Source organism: Lentzea sp. JNUCC 0626 (genome assembly GCF_043632865.1).
Classification (GTDB): domain Bacteria; phylum Actinomycetota; class Actinomycetes; order Mycobacteriales; family Pseudonocardiaceae; genus Lentzea.
On record NZ_CP171635.1, the window covers coordinates 1953613 to 1978882 of the forward strand.

Consider the following 25270-nt stretch of genomic DNA (forward strand, 5'->3'; position numbering starts at 1 on the left):
GGGTGGGAGAGGGCGTGGGGGAGCGCAGCAGGGAGAAACGGCGGGCCTGCGGCAAGCGGGAAGGCCGCGTCAGGCCGCCTCCTCCACGCCTCCCGACAGTTCCCACAGCCGCGGCAACCGCACCGCCGCCTCCACCGGCGAGTCCAGGTCCCACACCTCGCCGCCGAACGGCCCCGCGTCCGTCACCGGCACGTGCCCCAGGATCGCCAGCGCGTTGTCCAGCGAACGCCCCGTCGCCGTGAAGAACGCCTGCCGCGCCACCCCGGACAGCTCCTCCCACATCGGCCACGCCGCATCCGGCCACGACTCCGCTCCCACGGCCAGCAAGATGCGGACAGCCGGGACGTCGGCGAGGGCGTCCGGGCACGACGCGACCGAGGCGAGGACCGGGCGGCCCAGGCCGATCAGCCACGACTGGAAGGCGAAGAAACGGTCAGCGGAACACAATCCGTCGCACAGAACATAAGCCGCGTGCCAGTGTGAGAACGTGTTCACCCGGCCACGTGAGGCACTTAACAGAGTCTCGAAGCCACAAATGTCGGAAGCGGGCAGCAAAGACAGGCGCGACACCAGCCAAGCGGCACGTTCGGACTGGTCAGAGGTCACACAAGCGGATTCGTCCAGCAGGGCCCAGAAGAGGTCGAGATCCATGCGTCAGACGTTATCGGGAGGGTCTGACAATTCCGGGAGACGGCCGGACGGAGCAGCCAAGAAAACACGCGAGCGAGCAACGACGAGAGCCCAGAAGTAAAACAAGCGGGCGAAACAACAGCAGGGGAGCGGGCAGGCCGGGGCGGCGGCCGAGACGCGGCACACGGTTATTGAGGCGAACGAAGTGGCGGAGGCTGACTATCCTTGAGCCCAAATGGACACCCCGCACGCTGAACTGCACAAACGCCTGCCCGAGCTCACGCCGCGTGATCAACGCCGGCTCGCCAGGCGCCTCGACGGCGCACGCCGGGTCAAGGACCCGCTCGCGCGCAAGAAGATCACCGAGGAGATCGCCGCCCAGATCGACGAGGCCGCGCTCAAGGTCGCGCTGCGCCGGGAGTCCGTTCCCAAGATCAGCTATCCCGCCGAGCTGCCCGTCAGCCAGCGCAAGGACGACATCAAAGAGCTGATCGCGGCCAACCAGGTCGTGATCGTCGCCGGCGAGACGGGCTCGGGCAAGACGACGCAGCTGCCCAAGATCTGCCTCGAACTCGGCCGCGGCATCACCGGCCAGATCGGGCACACCCAGCCCAGGAGGATCGCCGCCCGCACGGTCGCGGAGCGTGTCGCCGAGGAGCTCGGCACCAAGCTCGGCGACACGATCGGGTACAAGGTGCGGTTCACCGACCAGTCCGGTGACGAGACGCTGGTCAAGCTCATGACCGACGGCATCCTGCTCGCCGAGATCCAGACCGACCGCACCCTGAGCCGCTACGACACGATCATCATCGACGAGGCGCACGAACGCAGCCTCAACGTCGACTTCCTGCTCGGCTACCTCAAGCAGCTGCTGCCGCAACGGCCCGACCTCAAGATCATCATCACGTCCGCCACGATCGACCCGCAGCGCTTCAGCCAGCACTTCGAGAACGCCCCGGTCATCGAGGTCTCCGGCCGCACCTACCCCGTCGAGACCCGCTACCGGCCGCTCGAGGAGGACGACGACCAGACCCAGGGCATCATCAACGCCGTCCACGAACTGCAGGCCGAAGGCGCCGGCGACGTCCTGGTGTTCCTGTCCGGTGAACGCGAGATCCGCGACACCGCCGACGCCCTCAAAGCCGAGGACCTGAAAAACACCGAGATCCTCCCGCTCTACGCGCGACTCAGCGTCGGCGAGCAGCACCGGGTGTTCCAACGGCACACCGGCCGCAGGATCGTGCTCGCCACCAACGTCGCCGAGACCAGCCTCACCGTGCCCGGCATCAAGTACGTCGTCGACCCCGGCAACGCGCGCATCTCCCGCTACAGCCACCGCCTCAAGGTCCAGCGCCTGCCCATCGAACCCATCAGCCAGGCGTCCGCGAACCAGCGCAAGGGCCGCTGCGGCCGCGTCAGCGAAGGCATCTGCATCCGCCTGTACTCCGAAGAGGACTTCGAGGCACGCCCGGAGTTCACCGACGCGGAGATCCTGCGCACCAACCTCGCCAGCGTCATCCTGCAGATGACCAACATCGGCCTCGGCGACGTCGCGAAGTTCCCCTTCATCGACCCGCCGGACTCCCGCAACATCAACGACGGCATCGGCCTGCTGCAAGAGCTCGGCGCCATCAACGCCGCCGAGAAGAAACTCACCGCCACCGGCCGCAAACTCGCCGCCCTCCCGGTCGACCCGCGCCTCGGCCGCATGGTGCTCGAAGCCGACACCACCGGCTGCCTGCAAGAGGTCATGATCATCGCCGCGGCGCTGTCCATCCAGGACCCCCGCGAACGCCCGGCCGACCAGCAGGAGGCCGCGACCCAGCAGCACGCGCGGTTCGTCGACAAGGAATCCGACTTCGTCACGTTCCTCAACCTCTGGCAGTACCTCAAGGAACAGCAGAAGGAACTGTCCGGCAACCAGTTCCGCAAGCGCTGCAAGGCCGAGTTCCTCAACTACCTGCGCGTGCGCGAGTGGCAGGACATCTACCTGCAACTGCGGCAGGTCGCCAAGCAGATCGGCATGCACGTCAACGACCAGCCCGGCGACCCCCGCAACATCCACATCGCGCTGCTGTCCGGTCTGCTCAGCCACATCGGCGTCAAGGACGTCCTCAAGAAGCAGGCCCCCAACGAGAAACGCCGGCCGCTCACGGAGTTCCTCGGCGCCCGCAACGCCAAGTTCGCGATCTTCCCCGGCTCGGCGCTGGCGAAGAAACCACCGCAGTGGGTCATGGCCGCCGAACTCGTCGAGACCAGCCGCCTGTGGGGCCGCATCGTCGCCAAGATCGAACCCGAGTGGGCCGAACGCCTCGGCGAACACGTTGTCAAACGCCAGTACAGCGAACCGCACTGGGAAACCAAACGCGGCAGCGTCGTCGCGCTGGAGAAGGTCACCCTCTACGGGGTGCCGATCGTCGCCGGACGCAAGGTCAACTACGGCCGCATCGACCCCGAACTCTCCCGTGAGCTGTTCATCCGCCACGCCCTCGTGCAGGGCGAGTGGACCACCCACCACCGGTTCTTCCACACCAACCGCGCGATGCTCGACGAGGTCGGCGAACTCGAGAACCGGGCCCGCCGCCGCGACATCGTCGTCGACGAAGAGACCCTGTTCGACTTCTACGACAAACGCGTCGCCCCCGAGGTCGTCTCCGCGCGGCACTTCGACTCGTGGTGGAAGAAGCAGAAGGACAAGAACCAGCTCACCTTCACCAAGGACATGCTGGTCAACGACCGCGCCGACATCACCCCCGACGCCTACCCCGACCAGTGGCGCCAAGGTGAGCTCACGCTGCCGCTGAGCTACCACTTCGAACCCGGCACCAAGAACGACGGCGTCACCGTCCAACTCCCGCTCCCGGCGCTCACCACGCTGGACGACGACGCGTTCTCCTGGCAGATCCCGGGCCTGCGCCACGACCTCGTCGTCGCGCTGATCCGCAGCCTGCCCAAGCAGATCCGCCGCAACTTCGTGCCCGTCCCCGACGTGGCCACCGCCGTGCTCGCCCGCATCAAGCCCGGCGACACGTCGTTGCTCGGCGGTGTGGAACGCGAACTCAAAGCCCTCACCGGTGTCACCGTGCACCGCGAGGACTGGCAGTTCGACGCCGTCCCCGACCACCTCAAGCTCACCTTCCAGGTCGTCGACGAGCAGAACCGCACCCTCGCCGAAGGCAAGGACATCGCCGCCCTCAAGGAGAAACTGCGCGACGAGGTCCGCGAATCGCTGTCCCAGGCCGCCGGGCACCTCGAACGCACCGGCCTCACCACCTGGGACTTCGACGCGCTGCCCCGCACCATCGAGCAACGGCAGTCCGGCATCACCGTCACCGCCTACCCGTCGCTGCTCGACCAGGGCGAGACCGTCGCGATCAAGGTCCTCGACACCCCCGGACGCCAGGCCCACGCCCACCGCCGCGGCGTGCGCAGACTCCTGCTGCTCGGCGTCAACTCACCGGTCAAGCACCTGCAACGCCACCTCGACAACGCCGCCAAACTCGCCCTCACCCGCAACCCCCACGGCGGCGTCGCGGCCCTGCTCGCGGACTGCATCATGGCCGCCGTCGACCGCCTCATGGGCGACCCCGCCTGGGACGCCAAGGCCTACGCCGCCCAACTGAAGAAGGTGCAGGCCGCGCTCAACGACACCACCTGGGTCGTCGTGCAGGAGGTCCGCAAGGTCCTGGAAGCCCACCACGAGGCGGAGTTGAAGCTCTCCGGCCTCAAGGGAGCCCCCGACTCGGCCAACGACATCCGCGCACACCTCAACTCGTTGGTGTACAAGGGTTTCGTTACGCACACGGGTTACGACCGGCTGCCGGACCTGGTCCGGTACCTCAAGGGCGTGTCGCGGCGGATCGAGAAGATCCCCGAGAACCCGCGCCGCGACCTCGACTGGACCGACAAGGTCCACCAGGTCCACGCCGAGTACCGGGACCTGCGCTCGCAGACCCCGCCCGACGAACCCGCGCCCGAACTCGACGAGATCCGGTGGATGATCGAGGAACTGCGGCTGTCCTACTTCGCCCAGACCATCAAGACCCGCTACACCGTCAGCGACAAGCGGATCTTCAAAGCGCTCGACGCCGTGCCGTTGTAGGCCGCTACCGTGGCACATGCACTTTCCTGGGGATTCCACGTGGCAGGTGTCCAGCGGCGGCGCGGACACCTTCGTGCTCTACGTCCGTGACGCCCTCGGCGTCAGCACCCCCACCGCCGACGCCATCCCACCCCTGTACCCGCCCGTCGACCGCCTGCACGACGTGTACGTGCCGGAGACGTTCGGGTCGGGGTGGGACCGGTGGTGGAACGAATCGCTCATCACCGGCGGCGGAGGCAGACCGCCCATCGGCGTGCCTGAACACCTGCACGCGGCCCACCGGCAGTGGCGACCCGACTTCACCTCACCCGAGCAGTCCCGGTTGCGCGACAACGCCCGCGCCGACATGTCCGAGGTGCTCCGGGAGATCGTCGAGCAACTCACCACCGAACTCGGCCACCCGCCCGTGTTCAACCTCAAGCTCGTCGAGATCCCCGTGCAGGGCCAGTTCTGGCGTCGCGTCAACACCACGACCGCGCTGGTGTCCGACGAACTCAAAGCGTCGCGCAACCTCATCGCACCCCTGGAAACAGTGCTGCGAGAGCTTGCCCGATAACGGATTTTATGGCTCCAGAGCTGGGCAAATACGGTCAGGAACATGGACTGGAGCCTGCACACCGCCACGGCCCTCACCGCCGCCCTGCGCGCCGGTGACGTCACCTCCGAGCAGCTGACCGACGAGGCGATCGCCCGCATCGAACGCGACGACCACGCCGTCAACGCGATCTGCGCACCCGACTTCGACCGCGCCCGCGCCGCCGCACGCCACGCCGACCAGGCCCGTGCCCGAGGCGAGGACCAGCCCCTGCTCGGCATCCCCGTGACGGTCAAGGAGTGCTACGACCTCGCCGGCCTGCCCACGACGTGGGGCATGCCCGAGCACCGCGACCACCACCCCGCCGCGGACGCCGTCCAGGTCACCCGGCTCAAGCAGGCGGGCGCGGTGATCCTCGGCAAGACCACCGTCCCTCTGGGACTGCAGGACATCCAGACCTTCAACGACCTGCACGGCACCACCCGCAACCCCTGGGACCCCGACCGCACCCCAGGCGGTTCCTCCGGCGGGTCCGCGGCGGCGCTGGCATGCGGGTTCGGCGCCCTGTCCATCGGCTCCGACCTCGGCGGATCCCTGCGCACGCCCGCCCACTTCTGCGGCGTCTACGCCCACAAACCCACCCTCGGCGTCGCGGCGACCCGAGGCATGGGCGCACCACCCGGCCCGCCGTCCCCGGCCGAGCACGACCTCGCCGTCGTCGGCCCCATGGCCCGCAGCGCCCGCGACCTCACCCTCCTGCTCGACGTCATGGCCGGACCAGACCCACTCACCCACGGCAAGGCCTACACCCTCACGCTGCCGCCACCCCGCCACGACCGGATCAGCGGCTTCCGCGTCCTGGTGCTCGACGACCACCCGCTCATCCCCACCTCGGCAGCGGTCCGGGCCGCCGTGCACCGAGTCGCGGACGCGCTCACCAGCGCCGGAGCCCGCGTCGACCGGCACAGCCCGCTGCTGCCCGACCTCGCCGACGCCGCCACCGTCTACACGCGACTGCTGTACTCCGGCTCGGTCGCACGGTTCGAGATCGACGAGAAACAGCTGCACGAGCTGGAACTCAGCCACCACGAGTGGCTCGCGATCAACGCCCGCCGCGAACACCACCGCCACTCCTGGCGGGAATTCTTCGCCACCTACGACGTCGTCATCAGCCCGATCACGCCCACACCGGCGTTCCCGCACGACCACCACCCCGACGTCATGGCACGCAAGATCGACATCGACGGCCGGCAGCACCCGTACTTCGACCAACTCGCCTGGGCAGGGCTGGCCACCATGCCCGGCCTGCCCGCCACCGCCATCCCCGCGGGCCAGAACCAGGACCTGCCGGTCGGCGTCCAGCTCATCGGCCCGATGTTCGAGGACCGCACCCCGCTCAAGCTCGCCGAACTGCTCGAACCCGACCTCGGCGGCTTCCGGGCACCTCAGCCCCGCGCCTCCAGCACCGCCTCACCCGTGCGGTAGAGCTCCACCAGCAACGGCCGCAACGCCAACCCGGCCGCCGTCAACGAGTAGGACGTGCGCACCGGGAAACCGGGGGAGCGGTGGCACAACACCAACCCCTGCGCCACCAACGACTCCAGCCGCTCGGTCAGCACCTTCGCGCTCAACGACGGCAACCCCGCCCGCAACGCCGAGAACGACTTCGGCCCGTGCATCAGGTCCCGCAACACCAGCGTCGCCCACCGGCCGCTGATCGCCGCCAACGCCACCTCCACCGGGCAGTCGGCACTCGGGCGGTCCCACGTCACCGTTTGGTGACCCACGGAAGCGAACGCAACGCTGTCGGCATGCACCCCTCCAGTGTCGCCCACGCCTTCGCCGCCGCCTTCAACTCCCGCGACGCCGAGGCCGTCGACGCCGTGTACGAGCCGTCGGGCCTGTTCGTGCCCCACCCTGGCACCACCCTCACCGGACAGCACCGCCGCGACGCCAACCAGCGGTTCCTCGACCTCGGCCTGCCCATCGACGTCCGACCCAGGCACGTCTACGAACACGACGGCATCGCCCTGCTCATCGTCGACTGGACCATCGGCGACATCACCGGCACGGCCACCGACGTCGCACGCAAGGGCGCGGACGGCCGGTGGCGGTACGTGATCGACAACCCCTTCGGCACTAGGCAGGCGGCTCCAGAGCCCCGGTCATGATCGCCACCGCGTCCGACATCGACACCTGAGCGGGGTCGACGACGGCGATGCGGCGGCCCAGGCGCTGGATGTGGATGCGATCGGCCACCTCGAACACGTGCGGCATGTTGTGGCTGATCAGGATCACCGGCAGACCACGCTCCCGGACCTGCAGGATCAGGTCCAGCACCGCGCGCGACTCCCGCACGCCCAGCGCCGCCGTCGGCTCGTCCATGATCACCACCCGGCTGCCGAACGCCGCCGCGCGCGCCACCGCCACGGCCTGGCGCTGACCACCCGACAACGTCTCCACGGCCTGGCCGGGGTGCTGGATCGTCATGATGCCCAGCGCGTCGAGCTGCCGGCGCGCCTCCTCCCGCATGCCCGCCCGGTCGAGCATCCGGAACACCGACCCCAGCACGCCCTTGCGGCGCCGTTCGCGGCCCAGGAACAGGTTCGCGGCGATGTCGAGCGACGGCGCGACCGCCAGCGACTGGTGCACCGTCTCGATCCCCGCCCGCCGCGCGTCCAGCGGGGTGGAGAACGACACGGGGGAGCCGTCGAGGAAGATCTCGCCCTCGTCCGGCACCACCGCCCCCGACAACGCCTTGATCAGCGACGACTTGCCCGCGCCGTTGTCTCCGATCACCGCGAGGATCTCGCCCGGCAGCAGCTCCAGGTCCGAGCCCGCCAGCGCGGTCACCCGCCCATAGCGTTTGACCAGGCCCGACGCCCTCAACACCGCCGTCATGACCTGACCTTCCTGATCCACTGGTCCAGCGACACCGCCACGATGATCAGCACGCCGACCGCCATCGTCTGCCACAACACGTCCACGCCCGCCAAGGCGAGGCCGTTGCGGAACACGCCGACGATCAACGCGCCGATCAGCGATCCCACCACCGCGCCGCGGCCGCCGAACAGCGACGTCCCGCCGATCACCACCGCCGTGATGGAGTCCAGGTTGTCCGTCTGACCGGCCTGCGGGCTCGCCGAGGCGATGCGGCCGATCAACGTCCACGCCGCCAGCGCGTAGATCAACCCCGCCGTCGCGTACACGCCGATCAGCACGCGCGTCGTGCGGATACCGGACAGGCGCGCGGCCTCGACGTCGTCACCGGTCGCGTACACGTGCCGGCCCCACGCGGTGTTCTTCAGCACGAACGCCATCACGCCCACCAACAACACGAGCATCACCGAGCCGTAGGTGACGCGTGTGCCGAACACGGTGAACGTCTGACCCGTCCACAGCAGCAACGACGGCATGTCCGTGCCGCGGATCGTCGCACTGCCCGAGTACCAGAGGTTCAGCGCGAAGAACACGTTCAACGTGCCCAGCGTGACGATGAACGGCGGCAGCTTCAGCCGCGTCACCAGCAGGCCGTTGAGCAACCCGCACAGCGTGCCCACGACGAACCCCAGCAGCAGCGCGGGCAACCCCGGCAGCCCCGTCTCCGCCGCCACCTTCGCCATGACGATCGAGGTCAGCACCATGATCGCCCCGCACGACAGGTCGATGCCCGCCGTCAGGATCACGATCGTCTGCCCGACCGCGAGCGTGCCCACCACCGCCACCTGCTGCAGGATCAACGAGATGTTGCCCGGCGTCAGGAACCGCTCGGACAGCACCGCGAACACGATCACCGCCACCAGCAGCACCACCGCCGGCCCGATCGTCGCCTGCGCGTGCAGCAGGTGCTGAAGGCGCGTCAGCGGTGAGCGTTCCCGGGACTCCACCACGGCCATGCGATCAGCCCCAGCAGTTCTGCAGGCCCCACGCCGAGTCCTTCGACTCGACGCCGGTCGCCGGCTGGTCGGTCACCAGCGTCACGCCCGTGTCCGTGTTCGACGGCTTCGACCCGTCCTTCGCGAACTTCGCGATCGCCTCCACGCCGAGCTGCGCCATCTTCAGCGGGTACTGCTGCGACGTCGCGCCGATCACCCCGGCCTTGACGTTGTTCACCCCGGGACAGCCGCCATCGACCGAGACGATCGTGACGTCCTTCTCCTTGCCCGCCGCCTTCAACGCCTCGAACGCGCCCGCCGCCGCCGGTTCGTTGATCGTGTAGACCAGGTTGATCGACGGGTCCTTCTGCAGCAGGTTCTCCATCGCCCGCCGACCACCCGACGGGTCACCGTCGGTCACGTCGTGTCCCACGATCCGGGGATCGGACTCGTCCCCGATTCGGGTCTTGTCCTTCACGTCGACGCCGAAGCCCTCCAGGAAACCCTGGTCGCGCTGCACGTCCACCGACACCTGGTTCGGGTTGAGGTCCAGCAACGCGATCTTCGCCTGCTTGTTCTCGGCGGCGAACTTCGCCTTCGCCCACTGCCCGATCAGCAGCCCCGCCTTGTAGTTGTCCGTCGCGAACGTCGCGTCCGCGGCGTCCGCGGGTTCGAGCTGCGTGTCCAGCGCGATCACCAGCAGACCCGCCGCCCGCGCCTTGTCCACCGACGGCACGATCGCCTTCGAGTCGCTCGGCGTGATCAGGATGCCCTTCGCACCCGACGCGATCAGGTTCTCGATCGCGTCCACCTGCGTCTGGTTGTCGCCGTCCTGCTTGCCCGCGAACGACTGCACCGTCACCCCGGAGGGCCCCGCCGCCTGCTGCGCGCCCTCCTTCATCTTCACGAAGAACGGGTTCGTGTCCGTCTTCGTCACCAGTCCCACCAGCGTCGAACCGCCGCCGGACGAGCCACCGCCTCCGCACGCGGTGAGCGCGAGCAACGCCGCTGCGCTGAAAACCCCGACCGTTCTGCGCATGACAACTCCTACGTCAACGTTGACGTATCCGGCCCTCCGCTGTATCACCGTGAGTAACGGAAGAGCGGCTACGCGTGATATCGATCGGGTATACCGTTTGCGTCATCGTTGACGCAAGAGGCCAAGGACGTGTGCATGGATCCCGCAGCGGGCAGACGTGAACCGACCATGCGCGACGTCGCCGCGCTGGCGAAGGTCAGCACCAAGACCGTCAGCCGCGTCATCAACGGCCTGCCCGGCGCCGGGGCCGAGGTCACCGACCGCGTCCGCGCCGCCGCCCGCACCCTGGGGTACCGGCCCAACCTCACCGCCAGCAGCCTGCGCCGCTCCGACCGGCGCAGCGCCACCATCGGCGTGCTGTTCGAGGACCTCTCCAACCCCTTCGACGCCGCCCTGCTGCGCGCCGTCGAGGACCACGCCCGCCGCCACGGCGTCCTCGTCCTCGCCGGCAGCAACGAGGACGACCGCACCCTGCAACGCGAACTGCTGCTCTCACTGTCCGCGCGCCGCGTCGACGCCCTCGTCGTCATGGCCGCCGGCGGGCACCAGGACGCGTTGCAGCACGAACGCGAACGCGGCACCCCGATGGTGCTCGTCGACCGGCCACCCACCTTCGGCGGCACCGACTGCGTCACCACCACCAACCGCGACAGCGCCCGCGACGCCGTGACGTCCCTGACCGCCCTCGGGCACCGCGACATCGCGTTCCTCGGCGACCGCCGCACCCTGTGGACCAGCCAGGAGCGCTACACCGGCTACCTCGAAGGCCTCGCCCGCGCCGGCGTCGCGCTGCGCCCCGAACTCGTCCGCGGCGACCTGCACGGCGCCGACCTCGCCGAAACCGCCACCGCCGCGCTGCTCGACCTCGACCGGCCACCCACGGCGTTGTTCACCGCCCAGAACCTCGTCACCGTCGGCGCGTTGCGGGTACTGCGCGCGCGAGAGCTGCACCGCCGTGTCGCCGTCATCGGCTTCGACGACTTCCCGCTCGCCGACCTGCTCGACCCCGCGGTCACCGTCGTGCGCCAGGACGTGCCCGGCATCGGCCGCAAAGCCGCCGAACTCGTCCTGGCCCGCGTCGACGGCGACACCTCACCGCCCGTGCACGCCATCGTCCCCGCGACGCTCGTGCGGCGCGGCTCCGGCGAGATCAGCCCCGCGCGGTGACCCGCACCACCGCGTCGATCACCTGCGGCCCCGACACCAGCACCTCGTCGTTGTGGTCCGCGCCCTCGATCTCGACGAGCTCCGCCCGTGCCGCGGACGCCACCTCACGGCTCTGCGCGGGCGGCACGACCGAGTCCTTCGTGCCCAGCAGCACCACCGTCGGAACGTCCACACCGGACACCCGTTCCAGCACCGGGTACTTGTCCTGCAACAACATCCGCACCGGCAACCACGGGTAGTGGTGCGACCCGGCCGCCGCCAGCGACGTGAACGGCGAGCGCAGCACCAACGCCTTCGGCGCCCGGAACGTCGCCAGCTCGGCCGCCACCGCCGCCCCCAGCGACTCCCCGAAGTACACGACCGGACCGTCGATCAGGTCCAGCGCCGCCCGCGCGTCGTAGGTCAGGCCCTCCTCCGACGGCAGCCCCGGGTTGCCGCCGTACCCGCGGTAGTCGAACAACAACACGGACAACCCACGCGCCGTCAGCCCCTGTGCGAGCGACAGACGTCCTTCGCGGTTGCCGCCGTTACCCGGGAACACGATCACCGTCGCCGGCGCGTCGGGCAGTTCGAAGTGCCAGCCGTCCAGCATCAGACCGTCCGCCGTCACCAGCCGGACGTCACGGCCGCCGGGCAGCACCTCGTCCGCGGACGGCACCGGGCCGGGGGAGGGGAAGTACACGAGCTTGCGCTGGAAGGTGAAGACCACGGCCAAGATGGTGACAAGGACCGCCGCGACGATCAACACCGCCCTCCGCACCGCCCCACCTCCTCACCCCCAGTGTGAGCCCCCGAGCACGTTTTCCACCCCGCGCGGAAACAGTCCGATCTTCGTAACAGGAGGTCACCGCCCGTCGATCGAACGGCTGTGCACCTCGTACTCGCGGCCGGTACCCCGGCGGACCTGGAAGCGCTGTTCGACTGGCTCGACGGCGACGCCGACATCTCGGTGCGCAGGCACCTCACCCCACCCGAGCCCGGCGAACTGGGTCCCCTCGCCGACGCGTTGATCGTCTCGGTCGGAGCGGGCGGCGCCCTGACCGTGCTCGCCGCCTCCCTGCGCGGCTTCTTCCAGCAGCCACGCCGCTCGAAGGTCAAGGTGTCGGTGCGCCGCGAGGCCGACGGCGCCGTCACCGCCGAGATCGACGCCGACCGCGTGCGCGGCGCCGACGTCGAGGCGATGCTCGCCCGGATCCTCGACGAGAGCTGATGCCCGGCACCAAGGTCGTGCTGCTCGGCACCTCCAAGTACGCCGACGACCGCCTCCCCCCGATCCCGGTCGTCGGCCAGTGCCTCGACGACCTGCGCCGCGTCCTCACCGACCCGGCCACCGGCCTCGTCGCGCCCGAGGACTGCACCGTCGTGCTCGACGAGTCCTCCGTCCCCACCCTCGGCCGCCGCCTCGCGTCCGCCATGGCAGGCGCCGAGGACCTCCTCGTCGTCTACTACGTCGGCCACGGCATCGTCGGCCGCCGCCACGAGCTCTACCTCGGCATGCACGACAGCGACCCCGAAGACCCCACCTTCGGCTCGCTGTCCTACGTGTCCCTGCGCGACCGCGTGCTCGACAGCGACGCCAAGACCAAGATCGTCGTCCTCGACTGCTGCTACTCCGGCCGCGCCATGGGCGACCCGATGGCCGACCCGGTCACCGCCGTCCTCGGCCAACTCGACATCGACGGCACCTACCTGCTCACCTCGGCCCAACGCGACCAGGTGGCCCTCGTCCTGCCCGGCGAACCCCACACGGCGTTCACCGGCCGCCTGCTGCGCGTGCTGGAAGACGGCATCCCGGGCGCGGGCGAGTACCTCACGATCGACGACGTCTACCGCCGCCTCAGCACCGTGATGACCCGCGAGGCACTGCCGCGTCCGCACAAGCGCGGCACCTCCACCGCCGACCGGTACCGCGTCGCGCTCAACCGCGCCCACCAGACCGACCCCGAGGAATCGCTCGACCAGCGGTTCGAGGCCGCTGTCCGGCACGCCCGCCGCCACGGCTACCAGACCGTCCTGGACGACCTGCGTGCCCTGCTCGCCGCCCAAAGCGAGGTCCTGGGCGAACAGCACATCAAGTGCCTGCGCACCCAGCAGCACCTCGCCCTCGCCGTCGGCGCCTCGGGCGACGCACCCGAGGCGTCGCGCATGCTCGAAGACCTGCTCGCTCGCGGCGGTCCGCTCGAGGACATCCTCAACACCCGGCAGTTCCTCGCCGTCACGATGACGGCGCTGGGCAGACGGGCCGAGGCTGTGCGCGCCATGCGCGTCGTGCTGGCCGACCGCCGCCGTCTGCTGGGATCCGACCACGAAGGCACCACACGGGCGCAGCACGTCCTCGCCCGGATCGCCGCGATGAACGGCGAGACCACCGACGCGATCTCGCTGCTCCGCGAACTGGACGACCGCCTGCGCGGACACGGCCACACCGGCGGACGCGTCCGGCACGACCTGGCCCTGCTCACCATCGAGGCACCCGATGGCCGTTGACCAGCTCACCGACCAGGCCCGCGGCGTCCTTGCCGCGGCACAGGACGAAGCCCGGTTGCTCGGCCACGACTACGTCGGCACCGAGCACCTCCTGCTCGGCCTGATCGCCGAAGCAGGCACCGTGGCCACAGCGCTCGCGCTGTGGGACCTCGACATCAGGAGAGGCCGCGAACTCGTCGCGCAACTGATCGGCAGAGGGCGCCACCGCCTCCGTGAGAACCTCGCCTTCAGCCCGCGCGCGAAGCGCGTCATCGAGAACCACGCCCCTGCGGAGGCACGCGCCACGGGGCGGCACCACGTCGGCCCCGAACACCTCCTGCTCGGAATTCTCCGGGAGGGCGACGGGACCGCGGTGCAGATGCTCAGGGGCGCCGGAACCGACCTGGACCACCTGGCGCGCGCCGTCGTCGCGCCGCCGCCAAGGATCCGCCCCCTGACGCGGCTGGTGGACGACCTGCGCCTGGGCAAGATCATGGAGCGGGCCGCTCCCACGCGGGTGCGCGGCAGGGACCCGGAGATCCAGCGGGCCGCACAGGTGCTGGCCAGACACAACCGCATGAACCCCGTGCTGGTCGGCCGGCCGGGGATCGGCCGTCGTGAGGTGGCCGAGGGACTGGCCTGGGCGCTGATCGACGGCACGGTGCCACCGGCGCTGCGCGACCGGCGGATCTACGACATCTCCGGCGACACCGACGCCGTGGTCGCGCAGCTGCGGGACAACCCCCGCGCGATCGCCTGGATCGGCGAGATCGGAAAGGCGGACGAGCAGCTCCGCCAGGCGATCGTCGACGGTCAGGTGCAGGTCGTCTGCACCGCCACACCCGACTCGTTCGCGGCGCTCGACCACGCACTCACCCGGCGGCTGCAGCCGGTCCGGGTCGAGGAGATGTCCGTCGCCGCCGTGGCCGAGGTGCTCGACGGGGTGCGCGACCGCATGCAGGACCACCACCAGCTGTGGATCACCGACGAAGCCCTGGCGGCGGTGGCACGGTTCGCTCGCACCATCGATCCGTTTCCCGCCACCGCGATCGAGCTGCTCGACGAGGTCTGCGCGCGCGGCCGCTCCCACGCCGTCGCGGCCGACGAGACCGGCGAGCAGGCGGACGAGGTCCGCCGGATGAAGGCGCGGACGTTCGCCGCACATGACATGGAGCTGTACGGCAACTGGCGCGGGATCGAGACCGAGCTGTTCCTGCAGCGCCAAACCGGCAGGACACCGACCACGACCGCCGTCACCGCGCTCCTCGTGCGCAAGGTGGTGGACGCCCTCACCGCCGAGTCGTACTTCCCCGAACCGGCGCCGGACCCGTTCACCCGGTCCGGCGCCGACCTGTGGATGATCAGCTGAGCGTGCGGCCGAACAGCGCCAGCAGCTCCGTCCAGTGCCGCTCCGCCGCCTCAGCGTTGTAAGCCGACGTGTCCGACTGGGTGTAACCGTGGTGCGCGCCCTCGTACACCTCGCACCGATGCGTCACACCCGCCTCGGTCAACGCCTTCTCCAGCCGGTCGACCTGCTCCACCGGCATCGCCGCGTCCTGGTCGGCGTGCGCGAAGTACAGCTCCGCCGTGACGTTGCCGGCGAGCAGGTGCGGGCTGTCCGGCGCTTCCGACGCCAGGTTCGCGGCGTGGAAGCCCGCCGCGGCCGCCACCCGGTCCGGGTAGGTGCCCGCCGTGCGCAGCGCCACCCCAGCGCCCATGCAGTAGCCCGTGACGCCCACCGGGCCGTCCACCGTCAGCGGTGAGTCGGCCAGGTAGCGCAGGTAGGCGCCCGCGTCGCTCATCAGACCGGCCGGGGTGAGCGACTGCATCACCGGCATGATCTTCTCGAACAACGCCGGGCGGGAGTCCGCGTCGATGAAGTCCGGCAGGTCGAACAGCGGCGTGCGGCCCGCGCGGTAGAAGACGTTGGGCACCAGCACGACGTAGCCCTCGGAAGCGAGCCGGTCGGCCATCGCGGTCAGGTGCGGGCGCAGGCCGAAGGCGTCCATGTAGAACAGGACCGCCGGGAACGGGCCGTCGCCGTCGGGCACGGCCAGGTAGGCGTCGGCGACGCCGTCCGCGGTGGTCACGTCCACGGTCGTGCCGGGCATGGAAGTTCCTTCCGAAAGAGCTAGTCGGCCGGTGCGAACGGCACCAGGACGACGGTGATGTTGTCGTGGCCGCCCGCGTCCAGGGCGACCTTCACGAACTCCTCCGGGCCGCACGGCAGCAGCGGCTGCAGGTCCTCGGGCTCCGGGCGGTAGTTGTGCAGGCCGTCCGAGCACAGCAGGAACACGCCGGGAGACGTGGGACGGATGGTCGCCACCTGGGGGACGACCTGGCCCGCGTCGGCGCCGATCCAGCGCGACAGCACGTGCGCGCGGCGGTCGGTGCGGGCCTGTTCCTCGGTCAGCACGCCCTCGGCGACCAGTTGCGCCGCCCACGTGTCGTCCGTGGTGAGCTGCTTGGAGCCCTCGTCGGACAGCCAGTACGCGCGTGAGTCGCCGACCCAGCCGATCGTCACCGACGACTCGGTCACGAGGGTGGACACGAACGTGCACGACGGCGCCACTCCGCGGCCGCCCGCTTCGAGCGGCTCGTTCTCGACGAGCTTCTCCACCGCGAAGCACGACGCCGAGACCGCGTCGATCATCGCCTGCTCCGGGTCGGCCGTGTCGATCAGCGCGTTGAGCAGCACCTCGACGGCGGCGTCGGCGGCGGCCTGGGAGGCCTGCTCGGCGCGTTCGGAGGAGGCCACGCCGTCGCACACCACGGCCGCGACGCCCTTGCCCGCGACGTGCCCGAACGCCATCGAGTCCTCGTTGCGGGCGCGGCGCTTGCCGCGGTCCGACACACCGGACACCGCGCCCAGCGCGTACTCGACCCGGTCGCGCGCCGACGGCTGGTGCCGGCCGCACTGGGTGCAGTAGTCCTCGTCATCGATGTCCGGCGACCCGCACAGGATGCACGAGGCCTGCGCGGGACCGGTCGGTCCGCCCAGCGGCGTGCGGCGGACCAGCAGGTTGCGTCCGCACGCCTCGCAGAACCGGTCCTCCGCCGCCACCGGCTCGGAGCACTCCGGGCACTTCAGGGTGTCCATCAAACCAACGTCCTAGGCCTTACCGCGTTCGCGCGGTCCACCAATGCGATCCGTTCCTCCGGCGTGGCCGCGAACCGGGCGAGCGTGCGGTAGCGACGCTCCAGACCCAGCCGAAGTTCGTGTTCGGAGAGTGCACAGTCCAGCACCTTGCCCTCGGCGGCCTGATTGCGGGTCACGTAGTCGTACGCCGCCTCGAGCACCTCGGCCGACAACTGGGTGTGCGACGCGACGTCGATGTCCAAGGCGTGCAAGCGTTCCCCGGCCGCGACGAGGTCCTCCGCCGCACAGTCGCCGAGCTGCGCGCGCACCGCCGCGATCTGCGCCGGCAAGTGTTGTGAAGACGTGTCCGGAACCGAAAGCAGCACCTCGACCGCTCGCGCACGGTCACCACACGCGAGCAACACCCGCGCCAACCCGAACGCGGCAGACACGAACGAGTGATCTGTGCGCCACACCAGCTCGTACCACGCCCCAGCCGACTTCAGATCCCCGACGGCCTCGAAGCACACCCCGAGCGCCAGCTTCGGCGCCGCCTCACCCGGCACCGCCGAGCACACCGCGTCGAAGAACCCCCGCGCGTCCGCCGAACGCCCGTCCACCAGCGCCGCCAGGCCCCGGTACCAGTCGGGCCGCCAGTCCTCGGCGGGGTCGAGCTCCGGCTCGTCGAACATCGACGGCGCCGTCAACGCCTCCAGCTCCCGCAACGCCGCCGCCGTGTCCCCGGACTCGATCAGCACCCGCACGATCCGCAGCCGCACCTCCACCGTCAGCTCCGGCGCCTTGCGCAGCCCCTCCGGATCCGACGTCGTCGCCGTCGCGAGCCACGAGGCCGCCGCGTCCGACGTGCTCACCGACGGCGCGGGCAACGCCAGCGCCACCTCCGCGAGATCCAGCGAACCCTCCACGCCGAACCGGCGGCGTTCCGGCGTGAACTGCCGCGACAGGCCCGGCCGCGCCACGCCGTCCTCCAGCGCCAGCACCTCGCGCAACACACCGGTCAGCTGCTCGGCCATGTCCTCGGCCGAGGAGAACCGCAGCTCCGGGTTCGGGTTCGTCGCCCGCAGCAGCAACCGGTGGAACGACTCGAACCGGCCCAGCAGCGGTTCCTCGGCCACCGTCGGCAGCCGGTCCTTGCAGCGGCCCCGGAAGTCGAACGGGAAGCTCATCACCGCCAGGGCTCGCCCGACCGTGTAGATGTCGGAGAACACCGACGGACCGATCGTGCCGATCTCCGGCGCCTGGTAGCCGATCGTGCCGTAGATGGGGGAGTGGTGGTCGTCGATGCGCCGCACCGCGCCCAGGTCGATCAGCTTGAGCTGCTCCTCGGTGTGGATCATGTTGTCCGGTTTGAAGTCGCAGTACAGCAACCCCACCCCGTGCAGGTAACCCAGCGCGGGCAGGATCTCCAGCACGTACGCGATCGCCTGCGCCAGCGGCAACGCCTCGTCGCCCCGGCCGTCGCGGCGCCGGCGGGTGATCATGTCCTTGATGGACTCGCCGCCCACGTACTCCATCACGATGTACTCGACGAGCTTGCCCAGCTCGCGGCTCTCGTGGCGGATGAAGTTGTGGATCTTCACGATGTTCGGGTGCTCGACCTCCGCGAGGAACCGCCGCTCGGCCAGCGCCGCCGCCATCGCATCGGCGTCACCGGAGTCGAGCAGGCCTTTCAGCACCACCCAGCGGTCGCTCACGGCGTGGTCCAGCGCCAGGTACAGCCACCCCAGACCGCCGTGCGCCAGACACCCCAGCACCTCGTACTGGTCGTGCAGCACCTCACCCGGCCGCAGCTTCGGCGTGAACGAGTACGCGTGCCCGCAGTGCGGGCAGAACCCCTCCACCCGGCCCGGCTTGGTCTCGCTGCGGCGGCCGACCTTCTTGCCGCACTTCGAGCAGAACCGCTTCGCCTCCGGAACCTCGGGGTTCTCCAGCACCGCGGTCTTCGGGTCGCGGTAGGGCACCCGCGGCACCTCGACCAGGCCCGCGCCCAACCGGCCGCGGCTCATCGACCGCCCGCTGCCCCGCCGCGCCCGTCCCGACGCCGACCGCGACATGTCCTGCGACGACGACCACGGCGCGGTCCCCGGCGCCGTGGCAGGCCCCGTCTGCGGTCCTGTCTGCGGCCCTGTCGCGGGCAGTTCCAGTTCGTCACCCATCAGCGCACACCCCCTAGTCCCGATAACGCGCGACGGGCGGCGTCGGTGCCGGGCCCAGCGGCGTGAGCCACCGGCCGTAGATCGAGGCCCACGTGCCGTCGGCGCGCATCCGCTCCAGCACGCCGTTGACGAACCGCACCAGGTCCTCCTGACCCTTCGGCACCCCGACGCCGTACGACTCGTCGGTGAACCGCGCGCCCACCACCTCGGTGTACGGGTCCTGCGCCGCCAGCCCCGCGAGGATCGTGTCGTCGGTGGAGATCGCGTCGGTCTGCCCCTGCTGCAACATCACCAGGCAGTCCGTCCAGTTCGGCACGCTCACCGTCGTCTTCACCCGGTTCACCACGTTGTTCAGCGACGTCGACCCCGACGCCACGCACACCCGCTTGTCCGCGAGCCCCTCCACCCCGGAGATCCCGGAGTTGCGGCGCACCAGCACCCGTTGCCCGGCCTGGTAGTAGACCTGCGAGAAGTCGACGTCCTTGAGCCGCTCGCAGGTGATCGTCATCGTGCGCACCACCACGTCGACGTCGCCGCGTTGCAGCATCGGGATCCGCTCCGCCGCCGTGACGACCTTGAACTGCACCTTCTTCTCGTCGCCGAACACGGCCTTCGCGATCTGCCGGGCCACGTCGACGTCGAAGCCCTCGATCTCGCCGGTGAACGAGTTGCGGAACCCCATCAGGTACGTGTTCTGGTCCACCCCGGCGATCAACCGTCCGCGCTGCTGGATCTTCGCCATCGTCGACCCGTCGGGCATCTGGTTCACCGGCGGCAGCGTCCCCGGCCGCAGGCTCGCCGTCGCGTCGCACGCTGGCGGAGCGCCCGCCGCACTCGACGGCGCCGCCGACACCGTGCTCGCGTTCGCCGGCTGCGGCGCCGCGGCCGTGCGCGGTACCACCTCACTCGGCGGCGGCCCGGCCGAACACGCCCCGACCAGGAGCAACGCCGTCAGTGCCAGTCGCCTCATCGGTACTCCTTGAGCCGCTGCCACAACCCCGTCGTGGAACCCGCGGCGCTGATCAACGCCAGCACCAGCACCCCCACCACCGTGCCCGCGAGCGACGCCCGCGCCACCGCCACCTCATCGCTGAAGTCCTGCCGCGCCTCACCGATCGCGCGCACCAGCGCCTGGTCCAGCGAGTCGAAGTACGGATTGTTGATCAACGCCACCGCGTCGTTGTACTGGCCCGCGTCGTCGGCCTCGCGGATGCGCTGGTGCACCTGCTGCCACTGCCGGAAGTGCCGCATCGCCTCGTCCGCCGCCGCCGTGTCACCCATTCTCAACGCCTGGTCGAGCAGCCCCTCCAGCCGTTCCGACACCTCGACGAAGTTCTTCTCGTAGCTCTGCCCCGCCCCGCGCGCCACCAGCGTCAACGTCTCCTCGCCCCGCGCGGTCAGCGTCGCGATCCGCGCCTGGGCGAGCACGTCGACCTTCTTCGACGCCGCCCGCGAGTCCGACACGTCGTGCATCACCAGCACCGACACCGTCGTCACCCACAACAGCGACACCGCCGCCGCGCCCGTCGCGACCAGCAACCCGACGTTGAGCAGCCGGTTCGTCCGGCGCGTCAGGTACCGCTGGGTGCCCACCAGCGCCACCACGAACCCCAGCGCCACCGCCACCGAACCCCACGGGAACGTCGCCTCGTCCTGCGCGCGAGCCACCCGGTCGGTCTCCGCCCGGTACAGCTCCTGCGCCGCCGGCAGCAGCTGCGTGCGCATCAACCCCGACGCCTCCCGCAGGTAGGCCGCGCCCACCGGGAAGCCCTGCCGGTTGTTCGTGCGCGCCGTCTCGATCAGGCCCGTGTACACCGGCAGCTGCGCCGCCAGCGTCGCCGTCAGCTCCGGCGAGGACGCCGTGGCCACCGACAACGCCGCCTGGGCCTGCGCGATGTCCGCCTCATAGCGTTCCCGCAGCTCAGAGGGCTCCAAGCCACCCGAGAGGAACGCGCTCGCCGCCGTCGCGTCCGCGTCCTGCAACGCCCGGTAGACCTCCTGCGCGGCGTGCGCGAGCGGCTCCGAGCGCGTCGCCAGGTCCTCCAGCGCCCGTTCCTGCCGGTTCACGCTCCACGTCGTCAGCCAGCCGCTCGCGAGACTCGCCACCACCAGCACCACGACGATCAGGCTCAACCGGCCGGGAGTCGACCGCGCCAGACCGGTGACACGGCGCACCAGCGCCTGCCGGGGACGGGAGTCGATCACCACGAGCGGGCCTCCCAGCGACGAAGTTGATCGGCGTGGCGTAACTGTAGGCACCCAGATCACACCGCGTGGGAATTAACGACGCATCCCGGCCCGCGTCACTCAGGTGTTACAGCGCACGCGACTCGATCAGCCGATTGACGCCGTCCAGGATCATCCCCAGACCGAACTCGAACGAGTGCTCGGGGGAGTAGGCGCTCTGGTGCGCCTCTCCGACCGCGCCGCCCACCCGTGCCGCGACCGGATAGCGCGCCGGGTCGAACACCGTCATCAGCACCGGCGCCGCCGCGTCCCACCACTGCTGGTCGGTGAGACCTGTCTCCTTCTCGGTCACCGCGGCCGCCGTCAGCCCGCGCGCCGAGTTCTGCACGTGCCCGAGCACCAGGTTCAGCACCGAGTCCATCTCCACGTCGGACAGGCCGATGCCGTCCAGCCCGCGCAACTCGAAGTCGTACTTCGCCGCCACCTGCGGGCCCAGCACCGTTCGCGACGGCGCCACCTGCAACAACCACGGATGCCGCCGGTGCAGCTCCAGGTTCTCCCGCGCCACGTAGGTCAGGTGCTCGCGCCAGCCGGGTTGTTCCTCCCGGCCCGTCACCGCCTGCACGGTGTCGACCATGACGTCGATCAGCTCGCCCTTGCCCGGCACGTAGGTGTAGAGCGACATCGTCCCCACGCCCAGCGCCTCGGCCACGCGCCGCATCGACAACGCCTTGAGCCCGTCGGAGTCGGCCAGGTCGATGCCCGCCCGCACGATCCGGTCCACGCTCAGGTCCGGCTTGCCCTTGCGCGACACCCGCTCCTGCGTGCGCCACAGCAACGCCAGCGTCCGCGCCGGGTCACCGCTGCCCGTGTGTTCGATCACGAGCGCGACACTACCGTACCGTATGCTGTACGGTACAGAGTATGTTCGTCCCCGCCGATCCACCCAGATTCGGTCAGCTCCACTCGAAACCCCTGCTCGAAGCCCTGCCCGGCGTGCTGGAGGGCACCGATTACTGGTCAGTGGCCGCGGCGACGGCGCTCGCTCTCGTGGCGCGCGGGCGGATCGTGCCCGACGTGACCGCCGGCGGGTTCGACACGTGGCGGGTCGGGCCGCTCGACCACGCCGACGAACTGCACCTGCGGCAACTCGCGGCGCACGGCGACTACGAGAACCTGCGGGCGTTCCTCGACGCCGTCGCCGACACGCTGCCGCGCGGTGGCGGTGCCGGACCGTTCGCGGGGCACGAGGCCTGCGACGTGTCCGAGCTCAAGGGCTGGGCCGACGAGCAGATCACCCTGTCGTTGCGCATCGAGATGACCGCTGAGCAGCGATTCCGGGCGATCGTGCAGGTCCGCGCCGTCACCGACCCCTCCCCGCGCGACGTGCGCGGCTCCGGCCGGGAACTCGACGCCATCCGGGCGATGGCGCGGATCGACTGGCCGCCGTTGCAACGCCTGCTCGACGAAGCCGAACTCAGCGACACCGAGGTCGGCGAGCTGCTCGGCCTCGACATCGAGGTGCACTGGCCGCGCGAACTCTCCACCGGGCTGTCCGCGCGGGCCGTGATCGGCGAACCCTCGGGGGCGTTCCAGGCCGGCGACCTGCTGACGTTCGACTGGCGGCTCGCCCTCGGCGGCGCCGAACTCACCGAGGTCGAGATGGACCTCGTCGCCGAGGCGTCGCGGCCGGTCGTGCGGCTGCGCGACCAGTGGGTGCTCGTCGACCCGTCGCTGCGGCGCAAGGCCCGGCAGCAGCTCAAGCCGATCAGCGCCGTGCAGGCCGTCACCGCCGCGCTGACCGGCGTCGTGGTGATCGACGGCGAACAGGTCGAGGTCGCACCCCACAGTCTCAGCTTGGCGATCACCGCCGTGCCGGAGTTCCCGCAGCCCCCGGCGTTGCAAGCACAGCTGCGCGACTACCAGCTGCACGGGTTGCGCTGGCTCGCCCACATGACCGGACTCGGCCTCGGCGCGTGCCTGGCCGACGACATGGGCCTGGGCAAGACCATCACGCTGATCGCGCTATACCTGCACCGGGCGGACGACCGGCCCACGCTCGTGGTGTGCCCGGCGTCGTTGCTGGGCAACTGGGAACGCGAGATCCGCCGGTTCGCCCCCGGCGTGCCGGTCAGCCGCTACCACGGTCCACAACGGACCCTCGCGGCCGAAGGCGTGGTGCTCACGACCTACGGCACGATGCGCCTCGACGTCGAGGCGTTGCGGGACCACGAGTGGGGCATGGTCGTCGCCGACGAGGCGCAACACGTGAAGAACCCGCACTCCGGCACCGCCAAGGCGTTGCGGTCGATCCCTTCCGCGGCTCGCGTCGCGCTGTCGGGCACGCCCGTCGAGAACTCGCTGTCGGAGCTGTGGTCCATTCTGGACTGGACGACACCCGGCCTGCTCGGCACGCACCGCGCGTTCCGCACCCGCTGGCCCTCGCCCGACGACACCCTGACCAAGGTCGTGCGGCCGTTCCTGCTGCGCCGCCGCAAGTCCGACCCCGGCGTCGCGCCCGAACTGCCCGCCAAGACCGAGACCGACCGGTACGTGTCGCTGTCGGTCGAGCAGGCCGCGCTGTACGAGGCGTTGACGCGCGAGACGCTCGAACAGATCGCGACGTCCGACGGCATGGCCCGGCGCGGCCTGGTGCTCAAGCTGCTCACCGGGCTCAAGCAGATCTGCAACCACCCGTCGCACTACCTCGGGCACCCGTCGTTGCAGGGCACGTCCGGCAAGCTCGACCTGCTCGACGAACTCCTCGACACCATCGTCGCCGAGGACGGGTCCGCGCTGATCTTCACCCAGTACGTCGGCATGGCCCGGCTGCTGGAACAGCACATCAAGCAGCCCACCAGGTTCCTGCACGGCGGCACCCCCGTGCCGCAGCGCGAGCAGATGGTCGACGACTTCCAGCAGGGCCGCGCACCCGTGTTCCTGTTGTCCCTGAAGGCCGCCGGCACCGGCCTCAACCTCACCCGCGCCGACCACGTGATCCACTTCGACCGCTGGTGGAACCCGGCCGTCGAGGACCAGGCCACCGACCGCGCCTACCGCATCGGCCAGACCAGGCCCGTGCAGGTCCACAAGCTCGTCGCCGAAGGCACCGTCGAGGAACGCATCGCCGCGCTGCTGCAGGACAAGCGCGACCTCGCCGACGCCGTGCTGCACGGGGGAGAGGCCGCGTTCACCGAACTCACCGACGCCGAACTCGCCGAGCTCGTCCTGCTGAGGAGCACCTGATGACCGCCCGCGGATTCGCCGCGTTCCCCAAGGTCAAACGCCGCGTCGCCACCACCTGGTGGGGCAAGACGTGGGTCAAGGCGCTGGAGGACACCGCCCTCGACACCACGTTGCTGCGCCTGGGCCGCCGCTACGCCCACGCCGGCGTCGTCGGACCGATCACCGTCAGCCCCGGCCGCCTGCACGCCCAGGTCCACGACAACGACACCGTCCACAGCACGACGGTGCTGATCCCCGTGCTGTCCGAAGTCCACTGGGGACGGTTCCTCGACCGCGTCGCCGAGAACCCGGCCCACATCGCGGCGTTGCTGGACAACGACATGCCGCGCGACCTCGTGCAGGCCGCCGAAGAGTCCGGAGTGGACCTCGTCCCCGGCATCGGCGACCTCGAACCCGAGTGCGACTGCGACGGCTGGGAACTCCCGTGCCGCCACGCCGCCGCCCTCGCGTTCCAGGTCGGCTGGCTGCTCGACGCCGATCCGTTCGTCCTGCTGCTGCTCAAGGGAAAACCGGAACAGGAACTTCTCGACGCCCTTCGCCTGCGCGTAGCCGGACCGCTCGCTACCAGAACACCTGTGGTGGTTTCCGCCGAACCCGCAGGTCAACTGCCCCCTCGTCCGCCACTGTCGACCACCACACCTGTGGTGCTTCAGGTCGAGCCACCACCCGGCTTCGAGGCGTCGGAGTTGGTCGCGCTGATGGAGATCGCTGCCGTTCGTGCCCGCGCACTGCTGCGTTCGGGCACTCTCGAAGAGTGATCACCGAAA

The 25270-nt window shown here is 70.2% G+C and carries 22 protein-coding genes; 10 read left to right on the forward strand and 12 right to left on the reverse strand.

Features of this window, described 5'->3' with window-relative positions; translation table 11 throughout:
- Positions 1-69 precede the first annotated feature (69 nt).
- Positions 70-651 (reverse strand): DUF4240 domain-containing protein, encoded by a 582-nt coding sequence (locus JNUCC0626_RS08565; protein ID WP_394619134.1) that lies wholly within the window; start codon positions 649-651, stop codon positions 70-72.
- A 214-nt stretch (positions 652-865) separates the two neighbouring features.
- Between JNUCC0626_RS08565 and hrpA the strand changes: the two genes are divergently transcribed.
- Genes hrpA through JNUCC0626_RS08580 form a run of 3 tightly spaced genes read left to right on the forward strand, consistent with a single transcriptional unit; the run spans position 866 to position 6752 of the window.
- Complete coding sequence (gene hrpA / locus JNUCC0626_RS08570) at positions 866-4732, forward strand: ATP-dependent RNA helicase HrpA (protein WP_394619135.1); 3867 nt, start codon at positions 866-868, stop codon at positions 4730-4732.
- Between the two features lie 16 nt (positions 4733-4748).
- Positions 4749-5288, forward strand: coding sequence for a hypothetical protein (locus tag JNUCC0626_RS08575; protein WP_394619136.1), 540 nt, complete (start codon positions 4749-4751; stop codon positions 5286-5288).
- A 42-nt stretch (positions 5289-5330) separates the two neighbouring features.
- Entirely contained in the window at positions 5331-6752 is a 1422-nt protein-coding gene (locus JNUCC0626_RS08580) for an amidase (protein WP_394619137.1), read from the forward strand.
- Here the strand turns inward: JNUCC0626_RS08580 and JNUCC0626_RS08585 are convergent.
- Positions 6713-7054 carry a winged helix-turn-helix transcriptional regulator gene (locus tag JNUCC0626_RS08585; RefSeq protein WP_394619138.1) on the reverse strand — a complete coding sequence of 114 codons (342 nt, stop codon included), beginning with the start codon at positions 7052-7054 and terminating at the stop codon, positions 6713-6715. The genes JNUCC0626_RS08580 and JNUCC0626_RS08585 overlap by 40 nt on opposite strands.
- Before the next feature lie 24 nt (positions 7055-7078).
- Between JNUCC0626_RS08585 and JNUCC0626_RS08590 the strand changes: the two genes are divergently transcribed.
- Positions 7079-7438 (forward strand): YybH family protein, encoded by a 360-nt coding sequence (locus JNUCC0626_RS08590; RefSeq protein WP_394619139.1) that lies wholly within the window; start codon positions 7079-7081, stop codon positions 7436-7438.
- Here JNUCC0626_RS08590 and JNUCC0626_RS08595 read toward each other — a convergent pair.
- Genes JNUCC0626_RS08595 through JNUCC0626_RS08605 form a run of 3 tightly spaced genes read right to left on the reverse strand, consistent with a single transcriptional unit; the run spans position 7407 to position 10181 of the window.
- Entirely contained in the window at positions 7407-8168 is a 762-nt protein-coding gene (locus JNUCC0626_RS08595; RefSeq protein WP_394619140.1) for an ATP-binding cassette domain-containing protein, read from the reverse strand. The genes JNUCC0626_RS08590 and JNUCC0626_RS08595 overlap by 32 nt on opposite strands.
- The gene (locus tag JNUCC0626_RS08600; protein WP_394619141.1) at positions 8165-9163 is read right to left on the reverse strand and encodes an ABC transporter permease; all 999 of its coding nucleotides are present in this window, start codon (positions 9161-9163) and stop codon (positions 8165-8167) included. Before JNUCC0626_RS08600 ends, JNUCC0626_RS08595 begins: the two co-directional genes overlap by 4 nt.
- A gap of 4 nt (positions 9164-9167) precedes the next feature.
- On the reverse strand, positions 9168-10181 hold the full coding sequence (locus JNUCC0626_RS08605; protein WP_394619142.1) for a sugar ABC transporter substrate-binding protein: 1014 nt from the start codon (positions 10179-10181) through the stop codon (positions 9168-9170).
- 135 nt (positions 10182-10316) lie between these two features.
- Here JNUCC0626_RS08605 and JNUCC0626_RS08610 point away from each other — a divergent pair, with 135 nt between their 5' ends.
- Entirely contained in the window at positions 10317-11348 is a 1032-nt protein-coding gene (locus JNUCC0626_RS08610; protein ID WP_394619143.1) for a LacI family DNA-binding transcriptional regulator, read from the forward strand.
- On the opposite strand, the gene JNUCC0626_RS08615 is transcribed toward JNUCC0626_RS08610, so the two are convergent.
- Positions 11332-12108, reverse strand: a complete 777-nt coding sequence (locus JNUCC0626_RS08615; RefSeq protein ID WP_394619144.1) for an alpha/beta hydrolase — start codon at positions 12106-12108, stop codon at positions 11332-11334. The two genes, JNUCC0626_RS08610 and JNUCC0626_RS08615, sit on opposite strands and share 17 nt — an antisense overlap.
- Positions 12109-12216: 108 nt before the next feature.
- On the opposite strand from JNUCC0626_RS08615, the gene JNUCC0626_RS08620 reads away from it, so the two are divergent.
- The 3 genes from JNUCC0626_RS08620 to JNUCC0626_RS08630 are packed head-to-tail and all read left to right on the forward strand — an operon-like array spanning position 12217 to position 15183.
- Positions 12217-12558: an effector-associated constant component EACC1 gene (locus tag JNUCC0626_RS08620; RefSeq protein ID WP_394619145.1), complete on the forward strand. Its 342-nt coding sequence runs from the start codon at positions 12217-12219 to the stop codon at positions 12556-12558.
- Positions 12558-13835, forward strand: coding sequence for a caspase family protein (locus tag JNUCC0626_RS08625; RefSeq protein ID WP_394619146.1), 1278 nt, complete (start codon positions 12558-12560; stop codon positions 13833-13835). Before JNUCC0626_RS08620 ends, JNUCC0626_RS08625 begins: the two co-directional genes overlap by 1 nt.
- Positions 13825-15183 (forward strand): Clp protease N-terminal domain-containing protein, encoded by a 1359-nt coding sequence (locus JNUCC0626_RS08630; RefSeq protein ID WP_394619147.1) that lies wholly within the window; start codon positions 13825-13827, stop codon positions 15181-15183. The genes JNUCC0626_RS08625 and JNUCC0626_RS08630 overlap by 11 nt, the downstream gene beginning before the upstream one ends.
- On the opposite strand, the gene JNUCC0626_RS08635 is transcribed toward JNUCC0626_RS08630, so the two are convergent.
- From JNUCC0626_RS08635 to JNUCC0626_RS08660, 6 genes are all read right to left on the reverse strand, one after another.
- On the reverse strand, positions 15176-15925 hold the full coding sequence (locus tag JNUCC0626_RS08635) for a dienelactone hydrolase family protein (protein ID WP_394619148.1): 750 nt from the start codon (positions 15923-15925) through the stop codon (positions 15176-15178). The genes JNUCC0626_RS08630 and JNUCC0626_RS08635 overlap by 8 nt on opposite strands.
- Before the next feature lie 20 nt (positions 15926-15945).
- Positions 15946-16914, reverse strand: a complete 969-nt coding sequence (locus JNUCC0626_RS08640) for a PP2C family serine/threonine-protein phosphatase (protein ID WP_394619149.1) — start codon at positions 16912-16914, stop codon at positions 15946-15948.
- Complete coding sequence (locus tag JNUCC0626_RS08645; protein WP_394619150.1) at positions 16914-19070, reverse strand: serine/threonine-protein kinase; 2157 nt, start codon at positions 19068-19070, stop codon at positions 16914-16916. Before JNUCC0626_RS08645 ends, JNUCC0626_RS08640 begins: the two co-directional genes overlap by 1 nt.
- 13 nt (positions 19071-19083) lie before the next feature.
- Positions 19084-20040: a glutamate ABC transporter substrate-binding protein gene (locus JNUCC0626_RS08650; RefSeq protein WP_394619151.1), complete on the reverse strand. Its 957-nt coding sequence runs from the start codon at positions 20038-20040 to the stop codon at positions 19084-19086.
- Entirely contained in the window at positions 20037-21278 is a 1242-nt protein-coding gene (locus JNUCC0626_RS08655) for a hypothetical protein (protein ID WP_394619152.1), read from the reverse strand. Before JNUCC0626_RS08655 ends, JNUCC0626_RS08650 begins: the two co-directional genes overlap by 4 nt.
- A gap of 106 nt (positions 21279-21384) precedes the next feature.
- Positions 21385-22140: a TetR/AcrR family transcriptional regulator gene (locus tag JNUCC0626_RS08660; protein WP_394619153.1), complete on the reverse strand. Its 756-nt coding sequence runs from the start codon at positions 22138-22140 to the stop codon at positions 21385-21387.
- Between the two features lie 41 nt (positions 22141-22181).
- Here JNUCC0626_RS08660 and JNUCC0626_RS08665 point away from each other — a divergent pair, with 41 nt between their 5' ends.
- Positions 22182-24503: a DEAD/DEAH box helicase gene (locus JNUCC0626_RS08665; RefSeq protein ID WP_394619154.1), complete on the forward strand. Its 2322-nt coding sequence runs from the start codon at positions 22182-22184 to the stop codon at positions 24501-24503.
- Positions 24503-25261: an SWIM zinc finger family protein gene (locus JNUCC0626_RS08670; RefSeq protein WP_394619155.1), complete on the forward strand. Its 759-nt coding sequence runs from the start codon at positions 24503-24505 to the stop codon at positions 25259-25261. The genes JNUCC0626_RS08665 and JNUCC0626_RS08670 overlap by 1 nt, the downstream gene beginning before the upstream one ends.
- Positions 25262-25270 lie beyond the last annotated feature (9 nt).

What these genes read in the sequence shown, in the direction of transcription:
- JNUCC0626_RS08645 (WP_394619150.1), bottom strand. Translation starts at nt 19,070, where the DNA reads ATGGGTGACGAACTGGAACTGCCCGCGACAGGGCCGCAGACAGGACCG.
- JNUCC0626_RS08595 (WP_394619140.1), bottom strand. Translation starts at nt 8,168, where the DNA reads ATGACGGCGGTGTTGAGGGCGTCGGGCCTGGTCAAACGCTATGGGCGG.
- JNUCC0626_RS08590 (WP_394619139.1), top strand. Translation starts at nt 7,079, where the DNA reads ATGCACCCCTCCAGTGTCGCCCACGCCTTCGCCGCCGCCTTCAACTCC.
- JNUCC0626_RS08580 (WP_394619137.1), top strand. Translation starts at nt 5,331, where the DNA reads ATGGACTGGAGCCTGCACACCGCCACGGCCCTCACCGCCGCCCTGCGC.
- JNUCC0626_RS08650 (WP_394619151.1), bottom strand. Translation starts at nt 20,040, where the DNA reads ATGAGGCGACTGGCACTGACGGCGTTGCTCCTGGTCGGGGCGTGTTCG.
- JNUCC0626_RS08610 (WP_394619143.1), top strand. Translation starts at nt 10,317, where the DNA reads ATGGATCCCGCAGCGGGCAGACGTGAACCGACCATGCGCGACGTCGCC.
- JNUCC0626_RS08625 (WP_394619146.1), top strand. Translation starts at nt 12,558, where the DNA reads ATGCCCGGCACCAAGGTCGTGCTGCTCGGCACCTCCAAGTACGCCGAC.
- JNUCC0626_RS08605 (WP_394619142.1), bottom strand. Translation starts at nt 10,181, where the DNA reads ATGCGCAGAACGGTCGGGGTTTTCAGCGCAGCGGCGTTGCTCGCGCTC.
- JNUCC0626_RS08630 (WP_394619147.1), top strand. Translation starts at nt 13,825, where the DNA reads ATGGCCGTTGACCAGCTCACCGACCAGGCCCGCGGCGTCCTTGCCGCG.
- JNUCC0626_RS08640 (WP_394619149.1), bottom strand. Translation starts at nt 16,914, where the DNA reads ATGGACACCCTGAAGTGCCCGGAGTGCTCCGAGCCGGTGGCGGCGGAG.
- JNUCC0626_RS08665 (WP_394619154.1), top strand. Translation starts at nt 22,182, where the DNA reads ATGTTCGTCCCCGCCGATCCACCCAGATTCGGTCAGCTCCACTCGAAA.
- JNUCC0626_RS08670 (WP_394619155.1), top strand. Translation starts at nt 24,503, where the DNA reads ATGACCGCCCGCGGATTCGCCGCGTTCCCCAAGGTCAAACGCCGCGTC.
- JNUCC0626_RS08565 (WP_394619134.1), bottom strand. Translation starts at nt 651, where the DNA reads ATGGATCTCGACCTCTTCTGGGCCCTGCTGGACGAATCCGCTTGTGTG.
- JNUCC0626_RS08635 (WP_394619148.1), bottom strand. Translation starts at nt 15,925, where the DNA reads ATGCCCGGCACGACCGTGGACGTGACCACCGCGGACGGCGTCGCCGAC.
- hrpA (WP_394619135.1), top strand. Translation starts at nt 866, where the DNA reads ATGGACACCCCGCACGCTGAACTGCACAAACGCCTGCCCGAGCTCACG.
- JNUCC0626_RS08600 (WP_394619141.1), bottom strand. Translation starts at nt 9,163, where the DNA reads ATGGCCGTGGTGGAGTCCCGGGAACGCTCACCGCTGACGCGCCTTCAG.
- JNUCC0626_RS08575 (WP_394619136.1), top strand. Translation starts at nt 4,749, where the DNA reads ATGCACTTTCCTGGGGATTCCACGTGGCAGGTGTCCAGCGGCGGCGCG.